Source organism: Pseudomonas sp. MPFS (assembly GCF_022537035.1).
In the GTDB taxonomy this organism is placed as follows: domain Bacteria; phylum Pseudomonadota; class Gammaproteobacteria; order Pseudomonadales; family Pseudomonadaceae; genus Aquipseudomonas; species Aquipseudomonas sessilinigenes.
In genome coordinates this window covers 152,388-169,510 of sequence record NZ_CP066123.1, presented here as the reverse complement: position 1 = coordinate 169,510, position 17,123 = coordinate 152,388, and the positions used below count along the sequence as shown (strand labels likewise).

The window sequence follows — 17,123 nt, the reverse complement described above, 5'->3', positions numbered from 1 at the left end:
CTCTATGACTGGCTATTGGATGAAATTAGCTCAATTCATCCCAGGCAGCTGGACCTTGGGCTTCACGTCGTTCTGTACGACGGAGGCCATCGGAGCGACCACTCCCTGGCTCTTGAGCAACTCGCCCATGGTCGCCTTGATTCGATACTGAGTAAATAACTGAATGTTCTTGATCTCAGCCAAGCGACGGGAAGCGGTGAACAATTCGTTTTCACTGTCGAGCAGGTCCAGCAGGGTACGCTCGCCCAGGCTGAACTGTTTCTGGTAGGCAGTGCGCACGGCAGTACTGCGGTCGACATATTCCTGGGCGATCGGTACCTGGGAATTGGCGTTGTTCATGGCGTTCCAGGCCAGGCCCAGTTCTTCGTTCAGCACTCGCAGGGCGTTGTTGCGGATGTCCAGGGCCTGGTTCGATTGGTAGGCCTTGGACTCCAGGTCGGCCTTGTTGCTGCCGCCGGCGAACAGGTTGAAGCGCATGCGCAACATGGCCTGCCACTCGTTGTTATGACCGTTCTGGCCATCCAGGTCGTTATCGGCGGTACGCCCAAGCTCCGCATCGAAGCGTGGGTAGAAGGCCGACTTGGCTGCTTCGTACTGTTTCTCGGCAGCCACGATATCGGACTCGGCGGAGCGCAGGATCGGGCTGTTCTCCAGCATCTGGCGCCGGGCTTCATCGAGGTTGGCCGGCATCATCGCCATGAAGCTGGCTGGGCGCTCCAACTGGTCCGGCAGTTGCCCGACGGCGCTGAGGTAGTTGGTCTGGGAGTCGGCCAGGTTGGTCTGCTCGGTGATCAGGTTGTTACGGGCCTGTGCCAGGCGCGCCTCAGCCTGATCGAGGTCGGCACCACTGCCTACGCCACGCTGGGTGCGCAACTTGATCTGGTCGTAGATGCGCTCGTGATTGCGCAGGTTGTCTTCGGCCAGTTGCACGAATTGACGACGGGTCAGCACATCCAGGTACACCTGGGCCACGGTCAGGCCGGTGCGTTCGGAGGTACCCAACAGGGAATACGCCCGGGAGTTAACGGTGGCTTGTTGACGCCCAACCTCACTGGAGGTTGCAAAACCGTCAAAAACCATCTGTTGGAGACGTAAACTTGACTCTCCGCGAGTCATGGTCTCCCAGTGATTGCTACCGCTTCCCGCACGAGTCGTGGGGTTATCGGTGCCTTCACGACCATAACCGGCCAACATGTCGACTCGTGGCAAGTAGCCACCTTTCGCCGCCTTCAGTTGATAGTCAGCAGCCAGACGGCTGTTCACACCGGCTTGGATTTCCGGGTGCACATCCAGTGCTTTCTGCATGGCTTCAGGAAGTGTTTGAGCCTGCACGAAGCTGGCTGCAAGAGCGAAGGGCAAGGCCTTGAACAGGTGAAAACGCATGGTAAGAAGTTCCCTCGGACAGCATGTCCAGTATCACGTCAGAATGTGGCACCACATCGAATGACTACAACCACAACGACCGTCCGTCGGAAAGTTCAAACTAAGAACTGGTTCACATACTTCAAGTCAGGTTACCGCGTGAATATCAATGTGACATTAATTCAGCGATTGTTTAGGATGGCACCCATAAGGTCAATAGTTTGGCATAAAGTTAATCTCGAAGAAATATAGCCAAATTATTGACAAAGAATTCTGTCAATTAGCCGTTCCCCCATTACATAGCAATGTACGTCCAGACTGAGTTGCGGCCAGCGCCCAAGCCGGTACATGGAAGTCGACTGAGCGGTACACCGGAGAGTCCCCAATGAGCAGTGTTGTTGCCATCGTCAAAAGCATTGTCGGTCAAGTTTTCGTGGTATCCCCGGAAGGGATCCGACGCATACTCATCGAAGGCGATCGCCTGTTCGTGGGTGATCAGGTGGACACCGGCACGGCCGGGGCCGTCAGCCTGGAACTGACCGATGGACGCACACTCGACCTGGGCCGCGACACCCAATGGAGCGGTGCCGCACCCGACTCCGGTAGCGACCTGGCCCAAGCCGCTGCCCAGGCCGCGCCTTCGGTTGCCGAGCTGCAGCAAGCCATCGCTGCCGGCGTCGACCCGACCACCGACCTGGAAGCCACTGCCGCCGGCCCGACCGCAACAGGCCCTGGAGGCGCCGCGGGTGGCGGTCACAGCTTCGTCCAGCTGGAAGAAACCGCTGGCCGGGTCGACCCCACCATCGGCTTCCCAACTGCCGGCCTGGGGCGCGCCACTTCGGCCCTGGACAATACATTCGGCGGCCAGGACAACAATGGCCTGACCAACAACGGCAACGGCAGCGATAGCCTGCGGCCGTCCACCCTCACCCTGAGTGCGACCCCAAGCATTACCGAGGCAGGCGGCACGCTGGTGTACACCGCCACCCTGACCCAGGCGCCACTGACCGACCTGACCGTGACCCTGTCCAATGGCGCGGTAATCGTGATCAACGCCGGCCAGCTGACGGGCACCGTGCAGGTGCCCATGGCGCCGCAGGACAACGTATATATCGATCCGGGCCAGATCAGCGTCAACGTAACCGGCACCACGGGCGGCAGCGGCCTGATCGTCACCGTCGACCCGAACCCGGCGGTGACCCAGATCACCGATACCATCGACACCACCACTGTCACCCTGACCGCCGATAGCAGCGTCAGCGAAGGCGGGCAGATCACCTACACCGCCACCCTGACCAACCCGGCACAGACGCCGGTGACCATCACCTTGTCCAACGGTTCGGTGATCACCATCGAGGCGGGCAAGTCCAGCGGCTCGGTAGACGTAGCGGCACCGGCCAACGACGTCTACAAGAATGGCAGTACGGTAGAAGTCGGTATCACCAAGGCCGACGGCGGCAACTTCGAAAACCTGGTCGCCAACCCGGACAAGGCGGTAACCACCGTTACCGATACCATCGACGATACCGGCTTGAGCCTGACCGCTACCGGTACCGTGGCCGAAGGCGGCACCATCGTTTATACCGCGACCCTGACCAACCCGGCGGGCACGCCCCTGACCGTGACCCTGTCCAACGGCGCGGTGATCACCATTGCCGCCGGTGCCAGCACCGGCAGCATCAGCGTACCGGCACCCGCCGATGACGTTTACAAGGATGCGGGCAAGGTCGAGGTGAGCATCACCAAGACCGAGGGTGGCAACTTCGAGAACCTGGTGCCGAACACCACGCCGGCCGTCACGGACGTCACCGATACCATCGACACCTCCACCATCAGCCTGACCGCGACCCCAAGCGTCGCCGAGGGCGGTACCGTGGTGTATACCGCATCGGTCACCGCCCCCGTCACCGGGTCGCCTGTCGTGGTGACCCTGTCCAACGGCCAGACCATCACCATTGCGGTCGGCGAGTCTTCCGGCTCGGTCAACTTCACCGCGCCTAACGATGCCCTGGCCGGCGGCAGCTCCCTGAGCACCAGCATTACCAAGGCTGAAGGTGGCAACTACGAAAAACTCGAGGTCAATGGCAACCCTGCACAAACCACGGTTACCGATACCATCGATGATACTGGCCTGACCCTGTCCGCCACCGGCACCGTGGCAGAAGGTGGCCAGATCAGCTACACCGCTACCCTGACCAACCCGGCGGGTACTCCCGTTACCGTGACCCTGTCCAACGGCGCCGTCATCACCATCGAAGCGGGCAAAACCTCCGGCACCGTGACCGTTCCAGCTCCGACTGACGACGTTTATAAAGATGCCGGTAAGGTTGAAGTCACCATTACCAAGACCGAAGGCGGCAACTTCGAAAACCTGGTGACCAACCCAGCACCTGCCGTTACTGATGTGACTGACACCATCGATGATTCGACTGTGTCGCTCAAAGCGACCCCATCGGCAGCTGAAGGTGGACAGATCACTTACACCGTGACCGTCACTGCCCCTGTGACAGGCTCTCCAGTCGTAGTGACCTTGGCCAACGGTGAAAAAATCACCATCCCGGTTGGTGAAACCACCGCCTCGATCAATGTCACCGCACCGAACGATGCCCTGGTTGGCCACACTTCGGTGACCAACTCCATTACCGATGTAAGTGGTGGCAATTACGAGAACCTTGTAGCCGACAAGACACCAGTCAATACCAACGTCACCGATACCGTCGATGACACTGGCCTGAGCCTCAGCGCTACTGGCACCGTGGCAGAAGGTGGTTCCATTGTTTACACCGCCACCCTGACCAATGCTGCCGGCACTCCGGTCACCGTAACGCTGTCCAACGGTGCTGTGATCACCATCGAAGCGGGTAAGACGACCGGTACTGTCACTGTTCCTGCGCCTGCCGACGACGTCTATAAAGATGCCGGCAAGGTTGAAGTCACCATTACCAAGACCGAAGGCGGTAACTTCGAAAACCTGGTGACCAACCCAGCACCTGCCGTTACTGATGTGACTGACACCATCGACGACTCGACTGTGTCGCTCAAAGCAACCCCATCGGCAGCTGAAGGCGGGCAGATCACCTACACCGTGACCGTCACCGCTCCAGTGACTGGCTCACCGGTTGTAGTGACCTTGGCCAATGGCGAGAAGATCACGATCCCAGTCGGTGAGACCACTGCTTCGATCAACGTCACTGCTCCAAACGATGCCCTGGTTGGTCACAGCTCCGTCACCAATTCGATCACTGATGTGAGCGGTGGTAACTACGAGAACCTGGTCGCCGATAAGACCCCGGTCAATACCAACGTCACCGACACCGTCGATGACACCGGTCTGAGCTTGAGCGCTACTGGTACGGTCGCCGAAGGTGGCCAGATCACCTACACCGCGACCTTGACCAACGCTGCTGGCACTCCAGTGACTGTGACCTTGAGTAATGGTGCAGTCATCACCATCGAAGCAGGCAAAACCACCGGTACAGTCACTGTTCCTGCGCCTGCCGACGACGTTTACAAAGATGCCGGCAAGGTCGAAGCGACCATCACCAAGGCAGACGGTGGTAACTTCGAGAACTTGGTACCGAGTACCACGCCAGCAGTCACCGAAGTCACTGACACCATCGACGACTCGACTGTGTCGCTCAAAGCAACCCCATCGGCGGCCGAAGGCGGCCAGATCACCTATACCGTGACCGTCACCGCTCCAGTGACTGGCTCTCCAGTCGTGGTGACCTTGGCCAATGGCGAGAAGATCACCATCCCGGTTGGTGAAACCACCGCCTCGATCAACGTCACCGCACCGAACGATGCGTTGGTCGGCCACAGCTCCGTCACCAACTCGATCACTGATGTGAGCGGTGGCAATTACGAAAACCTCGTAGCTGATAAGACACCAGTCAATACCAACGTCACCGACACCGTCGATGACACCGGTCTGAGCTTGAGCGCTACTGGTACGGTCGCCGAAGGTGGCCAAATCACCTACACCGCGACCTTGACCAACGCTGCCGGCACCCCGGTGACTGTGACCTTGAGTAATGGTGCGGTCATCACCATCGAGGCTGGCAAAACTACCGGCACCGTTACGGTTCCAGCGCCAGCAGACGACGTCTACAAAGATGCCGGCAAGGTTGAAGCGACCATCACCAAAGCGGATGGTGGCAACTTCGAAAACCTGGTGACCAACCCAGCGCCAGCTGTCACGAACGTCACTGACACCATCGACGACTCGACCGTGTCGCTCAAAGCGACTCCATCGGCGGCTGAAGGCGGCCAGATCACCTATACCGTGACTGTCACTGCGCCCGTCACTGGCTCGCCGGTTGTAGTGACCCTGGCCAATGGCGAGAAGATCACGATCCCAGTCGGCGAAACCACTGCTTCGATCAACATCACTGCTCCAAACGATGCCCTGGTCGGCCACAGCTCCGTCACCAACTCCATTACCGATGTGAGCGGCGGCAACTACGAGAACCTGGTCGCCGATAAGACCCCGGTTAACACCAACGTCACCGATACCGTCGATGACACCGGTCTGAGCTTGAGCGCTACTGGTACGGTCGCCGAAGGTGGCCAGATCACCTACACCGCGACCTTGACCAACGCTGCTGGTACTCCGGTGACCGTGACCCTGAGCAACGGAGCCGTAATCACCATTGAAGCGGGTAAAACCACCGGTACTGTCACCGTTCCGGCTCCGGCCGATGACGTCTACAAAGACGCCGGAAAGGTTGAAGCGACTATCACCAAGGCTGAAGGCGGTAACTTCGAGAACTTGGTGACTAACCCAGCGCCAGCCGTTACTAACGTCACTGACACCATCGACGACTCGACTGTGTCGCTCAAAGCAACCCCATCGGCAGCTGAAGGCGGCCAGATCACCTACACCGTGACCGTCACCGCTCCAGTGACTGGCTCGCCTGTTGTAGTGACCTTGGCTAATGGCGAGAAGATCACGATCCCGGTTGGTGAAACCACCGCCTCGATCAATGTCACCGCACCGAACGATGCCCTGGTTGGCCACACTTCGGTGACCAACTCCATTACCGATGTAAGTGGCGGTAACTACGAGAACCTGGTCGCCGATAAAACACCGGTTAACACCAACGTCACCGACACCGTTGATGACACTGGCCTGAGCCTGTCCGCCACGGGCACCGTGGCTGAAGGCGGCTCCATCGTTTACACCGCCACCCTGACCAATGCCGCTGGTACGCCAGTGACTGTGACCTTGAGTAATGGTGCAGTCATCACCATCGAGGCTGGAAAAACTAACGGCACCGTGACCGTTCCAGCTCCGGCTGACGATGTCTACAAAGATGCCGGCAAAGTTGAAGCGACCATCACCAAGGCTGAAGGCGGCAATTTCGAAAACCTGGTGACCAACCCAGCACCAGCGGTCACCAACGTCACCGACACCATCGATGATTCGACCGTGTCGCTCAAAGCAACCCCATCGGCAGCTGAAGGCGGGCAGATCACCTATACCGTGACTGTCACTGCGCCCGTCACTGGCTCGCCTGTGGTCGTCACCCTGGCTAACGGTGAAAAAATCACGATCCCGGTTGGTGAAACTACCGCCTCGATCAACATCACTGCGCCGAACGATGCACTGGTTGGCCACAGCTCCGTGACCAACTCCATCACCGATGTGAGCGGCGGCAACTACGAGAACCTCGTAGCGGACAAAACTCCCGTCAACACCAATGTCACCGATACCGTTGATGACACTGGCTTGAGCTTGTCCGCCACCGGCACCGTGGCTGAGGGTGGCCAGATCACCTACACCGCTACCCTGACCAACGCCGCCGGTAGCCCGGTCACCGTAACGCTGTCCAACGGTGCTGTAATCACCATCGAAGCAGGCAAAACCACCGGTACAGTCACTGTTCCTGCGCCTGCCGATGATGTGTACAAGGATGCCGGTAAGGTTGAAGCCACCATCACCAAGGCTGAAGGCGGCAACTTCGAAAACCTGGTGACCAATCCTGCACCAGCGGTCACTAACGTCACTGACACCATCGACGACTCCACCGTGTCATTGAAGGCCACACCTTCGGCAGCCGAAGGCGGGCAGATCACTTACACCGTGACTGTCACTGCTCCAGTGACAGGCTCTCCAGTCGTGGTGACCTTGGCCAACGGTGAAAAAATCACCATCCCGGTCGGTGAAACCACCGCCTCGATCAACGTCACAGCTCCAAACGATGCCCTGGTTGGTCACTCCTCCGTGACCAACTCCATTACCGATGTAAGTGGCGGTAACTATGAGAACCTGGTGGCCGACAAGACTCCGGTTAACACCAACGTCACCGACACCGTTGACGATACCGGCCTGAGCCTCAGCGCTTCTGGTACCGTGGCTGAGGGTGGCCAGATCACCTACACCGCGACACTGACTAATGCTGCGGGCACCCCGGTGACTGTGACCTTGAGTAATGGTGCGGTCATCACCATCGAGGCTGGCAAAACTACCGGTACTGTGACCGTCCCTGCTCCGGCTGACGATGTCTACAAAGATGCCGGCAAGGTCGAAGCCACCATCACCAAGGCTGAAGGCGGTAACTTCGAGAACCTGGTGACTAACCCAGCGCCAGCTGTCACGAACGTCACTGACACCATCGATGATTCGACTGTGTCGTTGAAGGCCACACCTTCGGCAGCCGAAGGCGGTCAGATCACCTATACCGTGACTGTCACTGCGCCCGTAACGGGTTCGCCTGTGGTCGTGACCCTGGCCAATGGCGAGAAGATCACCATCCCGGTTGGTGAAACCACTGCTTCGATCAACATCACTGCACCGAACGATGCACTGGTTGGCCACAGCTCCGTGACCAACGCCATCACCGATGTGAGCGGCGGCAACTACGAGAACCTGGTCGCCGATAAGACCCCGGTCAATACCAACGTCACCGACACCGTTGATGACACTGGCTTGAGCTTGTCCGCCACCGGCACCGTGGCTGAGGGTGGCCAGATCACCTACACCGCTACCCTGACCAACGCCGCCGGTAGCCCGGTCACCGTAACGCTGTCCAACGGTGCAGTCATCACCATCGAAGCAGGCAAAACCACCGGTACAGTCACTGTTCCTGCGCCTGCCGATGATGTGTACAAGGATGCCGGCAAGGTTGAAGCCACCATCACCAAGGCTGAAGGCGGCAATTTCGAAAACCTGGTGACCAACCCGGCACCAGCGGTCACCAACGTCACTGACACCATCGATGATTCGACCGTGTCGCTCAAAGCGACCCCATCGGCCGCTGAAGGTGGACAGATCACCTACACCGTGACTGTCACTGCCCCAGTCACCGGCTCGCCTGTGGTCGTGACCCTGGCCAATGGCGAGAAGATCACGATCCCGGTTGGCGAAACCACCGCCTCGATCAACATCACCGCACCGAATGATGCGTTGGTCGGCCACAGCTCCGTCACCAACTCCATCACCGATGTGAGCGGCGGTAACTATGAGAACCTGGTGGCCGACAAGACTCCGGTCAATACCAACGTCACCGACACTGTTGATGACACTGGCTTGAGCTTGTCCGCCACCGGCACCGTGGCTGAGGGTGGCCAGATCACCTACACCGCTACCCTGACCAACGCCGCCGGTAGCCCGGTCACCGTAACGCTGTCCAACGGTGCCGTGATCACCATCGAAGCCGGTAAAACCTCCGGCACCGTCACCGTCCCAGCTCCTGCCGACGACGTCTACAAGGATGCCGGTAAAGTCGAAGCCACTATCACCAAGGCTGAAGGCGGCAACTTCGAAAACCTGGTGACTAACCCTGCGCCAGCGGTCACCAACGTCACTGACACCATCGACGACTCCACCGTGTCGTTGAAAGCAACTCCGTCGGCAGCCGAAGGCGGGCAGATCACCTACACCGCTACCGTTACCGCCCCTGTGACAGGCTCTCCAGTCGTGGTGACCTTGGCTAATGGCGAGAAGATCACCATTCCAGTCGGCGAAACCACCGCCTCGATCAACGTCACCGCACCGAACGATGCGTTGGTCGGCCACAGCTCCGTCACCAACTCGATCACTGATGTGAGCGGTGGCAATTACGAAAACCTCGTAGCCGATAAGACTCCGGTTAACACCAACGTCACCGACACCGTTGACGATACCGGCCTGAGCCTCAGCGCTACTGGTACCGTGGCTGAGGGTGGCCAGATCACCTACACCGCGACACTGACTAATGCTGCGGGCACCCCGGTGACTGTGACCTTGAGTAATGGTGCGGTCATCACCATCGAGGCAGGCAAAACCTCCGGTACAGTCACTGTTCCTGCGCCTGCCGATGATGTGTACAAGGATGCCGGCAAGGTTGAAGCCACCATCACCAAAGCTGAAGGTGGCAACTTCGAGAGTCTGGTTACCAACCCGGCGCCAGCTGTCACGAACGTCACCGATACCATCGACGACTCCACCGTGTCGTTGAAAGCGACTCCTTCGGCAGCCGAAGGCGGCCAGATCACCTATACCGTGACTGTCACCGCTCCAGTGACTGGCTCACCGGTTGTAGTGACCCTGGCCAATGGCGAGAAGATCACCATCCCAGTCGGTGAGACCACTGCTTCGATCAACGTCACTGCTCCAAATGATGCGCTGGTTGGGCACTCCTCCGTCACCAACTCCATCACTGATGTGAGCGGCGGCAACTACGAGAACCTCGTAGCGGACAAAACTCCAGTCAACACCAATGTCACCGATACCGTCGATGACACTGGCCTGAGCCTGTCCGCCACGGGCACCGTGGCTGAGGGTGGCCAAATCACCTACACCGCGACCTTGACCAACGCTGCGGGTACTCCAGTCACCGTGACCCTGTCTAACGGTGCTGTGATCACCATCGAGGCTGGCAAAACTACCGGCACCGTTACGGTTCCAGCGCCAGCAGACGACGTCTACAAAGATGCCGGCAAGGTTGAAGCGACCATCACCAAAGCGGATGGTGGCAACTTCGAAAACCTGGTGACCAACCCAGCGCCAGCTGTCACGAACGTCACTGACACCATCGACGACTCGACCGTGTCGCTCAAAGCGACTCCGTCGGCGGCTGAAGGCGGCCAGATCACCTACACCGTGACTGTCACTGCCCCTGTGACTGGCTCGCCTGTGGTCGTTACTTTGGCCAATGGTGAAAAGATCACCATCCCGGTTGGTGAAACCACTGCCTCGATCAATGTCACTGCTCCAAACGATGCCCTGGTTGGCCACAGCTCCGTCACCAACTCCATTACCGATGTGAGTGGCGGTAACTATGAGAACCTGGTGGCCGACAAGACTCCGGTCAATACCAACGTCACCGACACTGTTGATGACACTGGCTTGAGCTTGTCCGCCACCGGCACCGTGGCAGAAGGCGGTTCCATTGTTTACACCGCCACCCTGACCAACCCGGCGGGTACTCCCGTTACCGTGACCCTGTCCAACGGTGCAGTCATCACCATCGAAGCAGGCAAAACCACCGGCACCGTTACGGTTCCAGCGCCAGCAGACGACGTTTATAAAGACGCCGGCAAGGTCGAGGCGACCATCACCAAAGCCGAAGGTGGCAACTTCGAGAATCTGGTGACTAACCCGGCACCAGCGGTCACCAACGTCACCGACACCATCGATGATTCGACTGTGTCGTTGAAGGCCACACCTTCGGCAGCCGAAGGCGGGCAGATCACCTACACCGTGACTGTCACTGCCCCTGTGACTGGCTCACCGGTTGTAGTGACCCTGGCCAATGGCGAGAAGATCACGATCCCGGTTGGTGAAACTACCGCCTCGATCAACATCACTGCACCGAACGATGCGTTGGTTGGTCACTCCTCCGTGACCAACTCCATCACCGATGTGAGCGGTGGCAACTACGAGAACCTCGTAGCGGACAAAACTCCAGTCAACACCAATGTCACTGATACCGTCGATGACACTGGCCTGAGCCTCAGCGCTACCGGCACCGTAGCTGAAGGTGGCCAGATCACTTACACCGCGACACTGACTAATGCTGCCGGTACTCCGGTCACCGTAACGCTGTCCAACGGCGCGGTGATTACCATCGAAGCCGGTAAAACCTCTGGCACCGTCACCGTCCCAGCGCCAGCAGACGACGTTTATAAAGACGCCGGCAAGGTCGAGGCGACCATCACCAAGGCTGAAGGCGGCAACTTCGAAAACCTGGTGACTAACCCGGCACCAGCGGTCACTAACGTCACTGACACCATCGATGACTCGACCGTGTCGCTCAAAGCGACTCCATCAGCGGCTGAAGGCGGCCAAATCACCTACACCGTGACCGTCACCGCTCCAGTGACTGGCTCTCCAGTCGTGGTGACCTTGGCCAATGGCGAGAAGATCACCATCCCGGTTGGTGAAACCACAGCCTCGATCAACACCACCGCTCCAAACGACGTACTGGTTGGCCACTCCGCCGTGACCAACTCCATCACCGATGTGAGCGGTGGCAACTACGAGAACCTGGTCGCCGATAAGACTCCGGTCAATACCAACGTCACCGACACTGTTGATGACACTGGCTTGAGCTTGTCCGCCACGGGCACCGTGGCAGAAGGCGGTTCCATTGTTTACACCGCTACCCTGACCAACCCGGCGGGTACTCCCGTTACTGTCACCCTGTCTAACGGTGCAGTCATCACCATCGAAGCAGGCAAAACTACCGGCACCGTTACGGTTCCTGCGCCTGCCGATGATGTGTACAAGGATGCCGGTAAGGTTGAAGCCACCATCACCAAGGCTGAAGGTGGCAACTTCGAGAACCTGGTGACCAACCCAGCGCCAGCCGTTACTAACGTCACTGACACCATCGACGACTCGACCGTATCGTTGAAGGCGACCCCATCGGCAGCCGAAGGCGGCCAGATCACCTATACCGTGACCGTCACCGCTCCAGTGACTGGCTCTCCAGTCGTGGTGACCTTGGCCAATGGCGAGAAGATCACCATCCCGGTTGGTGAAACCACCGCCTCAATCAACACCACCGCTCCAAACGACGTACTGGTTGGCCACTCCGCCGTGACCAACTCCATCACCAACGTCAGCGGCGGTAACTACGAAAACCTGGTCGCTGATAAAACACCGGTCAGCACCACCGTGACCGACACCATCGACACCACCAACCTGTCGCTGACGGCCACACCGTCCGTGGCCGAAGGTGGCCAGATCACCTACACCGCCACCCTGAGCAATGCTGCCGGTACTCCGGTGACCGTGACCCTGAGCAACGGCGCAGTGATCACTATCGGTGCCGGCAAGACCACCGGCACTGTCACCGTTCCGGCTCCAGCCGACGACGTCTATAAAGATGCCGGCAAGGTCGAAGCGACCATCACCAAAGCCGAAGGCGGCAACTTCGAGAAGCTGGTCCCAAGCACCACGCCAGCCGTGACCGATGTCACCGATACCATCGATACTTCCACCGTGACCCTCAAGGCCACGTCTTCGGCAGCCGAAGGCGGAACCATCACCTACACCGCCACCGTGACCGCGCCGGTCACCGGTTCGCCGGTGACCGTCACCCTGGCCAATGGCGAGAAGATCACCATCCCGGTTGGCGAAAGCACTGGCTCGGTGAGTATCACTGCCCCGAACGATGCCCTGATCGGCCATAGCTCCGTGACCAACTCGATCACCGACGTCAGCGGCGGCAACTACGAGAAACTCGTAGGGGACAAGACTCCGGTCAACACCGCCGTGACCGATACCGTCGACACCACGACCCTCAGCCTCAGCGCTACCGGCACCGTGGCCGAGGGCGGCTCGATCGTCTACACCGCCACCTTGAGCAACGCCGCCGGCACGCCGGTGACCGTGACCCTGAACAACGGCGCCGTCATCACCATCGCCGCGGGCAAGACCACCGGCACCGTGACCGTCGCCGCGCCAGCCGATGACGTGTACATCGACGCCGGCAAGGTCAACGCCAGCATCAGCGGCGCTACCGGTGGCAACTTCGAGAAGCTGGTCACCGATACCACTCCGGCCGTGACCAACGTCACCGATACCATCGACACCACGTCTGTCAGCATCACCGGCAGCACTTCGGTCGTCGAGGGCCAGACGGCCACCTACACCGTGAGCCTGACGCACCCGGCGCAGACCGAAGTCACCCTGAAGATCAGCTACAGCGGTACGGCCACAGACGGTTCGGACTTCACGGGCGTCTACACCGTGAAGATCCCGGCCGGCGCCAGCAGTGCCACCTTCAACGTGGCGACCATCGACGACAAGATCACCGAAAGCACGGAAAACTTCGTGGTCAAGATCGACTCGGCCAGCGGTGGCAACTTCGAGAAACTGGTGGTCAGCGACACCAATGGCAGTGTGAACACCTCGATCATCGACAACGACGCACCGCCGGTCATCGACCTGGATGCCAACAACTCCAGCGGCGCCACCGGTGCCGACTACAAGGTCACCTTCACCGAGGGTACCGCCGGTCCTGGCGTGTCGATTGCCGATACCGACCTGAGCATCACCGACCCGGACAGCACCATGCTCACCGGCGCCACTATCGTGCTGACCAACCGTCAGCCTGGCGACTCGCTGAACCTGGGCAATAGCGTCAACGGCATCAGCATCAACGCCAACAGCAAGGATGGTTCGATCACGCTGACCCTGTCGGGCAAGGCGACCCTGGCCGACTACATGCAGCAGATCAAGAACATCACCTTCACCAACAACAGTGAAGACCCGAGCACCACGCCACGGGTCATCACCGTGACCGTGACCGACGGCGACCACTACTCCAACGTCGCCACCACCACCGTCAACGTGGTGGCGGTCAACGATGCCCCTGTGGCCACCGGCGGTGCCGTGACCGGCACCGAGGACACGCCTCTGGCCCTGAGCTGGAGCAACTTCGGCGTCAGCGACGTCGACAGCCCGGCATCGAGCCTGGGGGTGAAGATCACCCAGCTGCCTGGCGAGGGTAAGTTGCAGTATCTGGACGGTTCGACCTGGAAGGATGTGGCCAACAACCAGACCTTCAGCAAAGCCGATATCGACGCTGGCAAGCTGCGCTTCATGCCTGACGCCAACGCTTCCGGTATCGATGGCTACGGCGGCACCGGCGTGGGTAACAAGCAGGCGGACTACGCGCAGATCAAGTTCCAGCCAACCGATGGCCAGGCCCTGGGCAACACCGGCACGGTCAAGGTCGACATCGCACCAGTGGCGGATGCGCCGAGCCTGGGTGTGGATAACAACAATGTGAACTCCATCGGTCTGCTCAAAGAGACCTGGAGCAGCCTCAACGGCCTGGGAACCAACGGCAACGGCATTACCGGCGACGCGCTCAAGGCGGTGTTCGACAACTCCGGCAAACCGACCAGCAGCACGACGGTGACCAATGCCCAGTCCGATGCCAACGTCACAGGCGGCAGCGGTTCGAAAACGTCCGGCCTGATCTACCTGGAGGCCGGCAAGACCTACAGCTTCAGCGGTACCGGCGACGACAGCCTGCTGATCACCATTGGCGGCAAGAACGTGGCGACCGCTGTCTGGGGCTCGGGTGGCGGCATCAGCGGCTCGTTCACCCCGACCACCAGCGGCTACTACACCCTGGACATCTACCATGCCAACCAGAGCGGCCCGGGGAGCTATGACGTCAACCTGTCGGTCAATGGTGGTGCACCAGTCGACCTGAGCAACACCAATATCCCGATGTACCCTAACGAAACCGCGCTGAACAATGCCGGCGTCACCCTTTCCGAGCTGCACGGCAGCAACGGCGAGGGCTACTACGATGGCTACAAGCTCAATGAAGGCGCCGAAGGTGGCACCGTCAAGCTGGTGAAGATCAGCACCGCACTGACCGATACCGACGGCTCGGAAACCCTGAGCGTGAAGATCGGCGGCATCCCGGCCGGCTCGGTACTCAGCGATGGCGCCGGACACACCTTCACCGCCACGGCAACCAACGGCGAGGCCAACGTCACCGGCTGGAACCTGGGCAGCCTGACGGTCACTCCGCCGCCTTACTACAACGGCACGTTCAACCTCAACGTGACCTCGACCTCCACCGAGTCCCTGGGCGGTTCTGCCAGCACTTCGGCGCAGATCCCGGTCAAGGTCTACCCGGCCGTCTACAACACCGTAGTCGGCACCTCCGGCGACGATACCGTCAACGGTACCGACGGCAACGATATCGTGGTCGCCGACATCGGCGGCCTGACCGTGGTCCCGGGCACCAACTACAACATCGCCTTCATGGTGGACACCTCGGGCAGCATGAGCAGCTCGTCCATCAACGCGGCCAAGGATTCCCTGACCTCGGTGTTCAACACCCTGAAGAACAGCATTGGCGGCGCCGGTTCGGGCACGGTGAACATCTTCCTCGCGGACTTCAGCTCTCAGGTCAACAAGGCAGTATCGGTGAACCTCAACGACCCGAACGCCCTGAACCAGCTCAAGGCCGTACTGGACTCGATGAGGTCCGACGGCGGTACCAACTATGAAGACGTGTTCAAGACCACGGCCAACTTCTTCCAGAGCAACCAGGCCACCAGCAACACCAATGCCAAGAACCTGACGTACTTCATCACCGACGGTAAGCCGACCTTCTACCAGGCTGGCGAGCAGACCAACCCGACGCTCTACAGTGGCGGTCCGAGGCTCGATGACTTGATCAACGTCAATAACTACAAGCTGGGCGACACGATCAATACCACCTACCTGGACAACACCCACGCCTACAGCGTGAGCAGCAACGGTACGCTGACCCTGCAGACCTACAACAGTTGGAGCGGCTACTGGAACGCCTCGACCCTGGGCACCCTGCACGCCCAGGGCGACGGCACCTACGAGTTGTCGTACCGTGCTGGTTCAGGTGGCAGCACCGACTGGAACACCACCAACAACTCCAATTCCGGCTTCGCGTTGTTGAGCAAGCTGTCGGAAGTGGAGGCCATCGGCCTGAACAACGGTGTCAGCCTCAATGACCTCAAGCCATACGACACCGATGGCAAGCCGCAGACCAACATCGATCCGAAGGACCTGGCCAACTCGATCATCGGCCATACCGAGGCCACCATGCCGGGGTCGGACACCATCAATGGCGGCAATGGCAACGACATCCTGTTCGGCGACCTGGTGAGCTTCAACGGCGTGGCCGGCGAGGGTTACCAGGCCATGCAGGCCTATGTGGCCAAGCAGACCGGCGTCGATGTCAGCAAGGTCAGCGCCAGCAACGTGCACCAGTACATCACCGAGCACTACACCGAGTTCGATGTGTCTGGCAGCCACGATGGCAACGACACGCTGCTGGGTGGTGCCGGCAATGACATTCTCTTCGGCCAGGGCGGCAACGATCTCCTGGACGGCGGCAAGGGCAATGACATCCTGCTGGGCGGTACCGGTAACGACACCTTGATCGGCGGCCAGGGCAACGACATCCTGATCGGCGGCTCGGGAGCCGATACCTTCGTCTGGAAGGCCGGCGATATCGGTAACGACGTGATCAAGGACTTCAAGGCCAGCGAAGGGGACCGTATCGACCTGCGGGACCTGCTGCAGGGCGAAAGCGCCAGTACCATCGACAACTTCCTCAAGATCACCACCGTGGACGGGGTCTCGACCCTGCAAGTCAGCTCCGAAGGCAAGCTCAATGCCGCCGGCGGCCTGGCCAATGCCGACGTGACGATCAAGCTGGAAGGCAACAACTGGTCCAATACCAGCATCAATTCGTTGATTGCCGGTAGCGACCCGACCATCAAGATCGATCACAACAACAGCTGATCGGCGCCCGGCA

Annotated in this window: 2 protein-coding genes; one reads left to right on the top strand and one right to left on the bottom strand. The window is 59.7% G+C overall.

Annotated elements, in window-relative coordinates:
- Positions 1-30 precede the first annotated feature (30 nt).
- Positions 31-1,383: a TolC family outer membrane protein gene (locus tag I9018_RS00730; RefSeq protein WP_068576279.1), complete on the bottom strand. Its 1,353-nt coding sequence runs from the start codon at positions 1,381-1,383 to the stop codon at positions 31-33.
- Between the two features lie 364 nt (positions 1,384-1,747).
- Here I9018_RS00730 and I9018_RS00725 point away from each other — a divergent pair, with 364 nt between their 5' ends.
- Positions 1,748-17,110, top strand: coding sequence for a LapA family giant adhesin (locus I9018_RS00725; RefSeq protein WP_241108489.1), 15,363 nt, complete (start codon positions 1,748-1,750; stop codon positions 17,108-17,110).
- Positions 17,111-17,123: the final 13 nt, after the last annotated feature.

Coding starts and splice junctions, on each gene's coding strand:
- I9018_RS00730 (WP_068576279.1), bottom strand. CDS start 1,383: ATGCGTTTTCACCTGTTCAAGGCCTTGCCCTTCGCTCTTGCAGCCAGC.
- I9018_RS00725 (WP_241108489.1), top strand. CDS start 1,748: ATGAGCAGTGTTGTTGCCATCGTCAAAAGCATTGTCGGTCAAGTTTTC.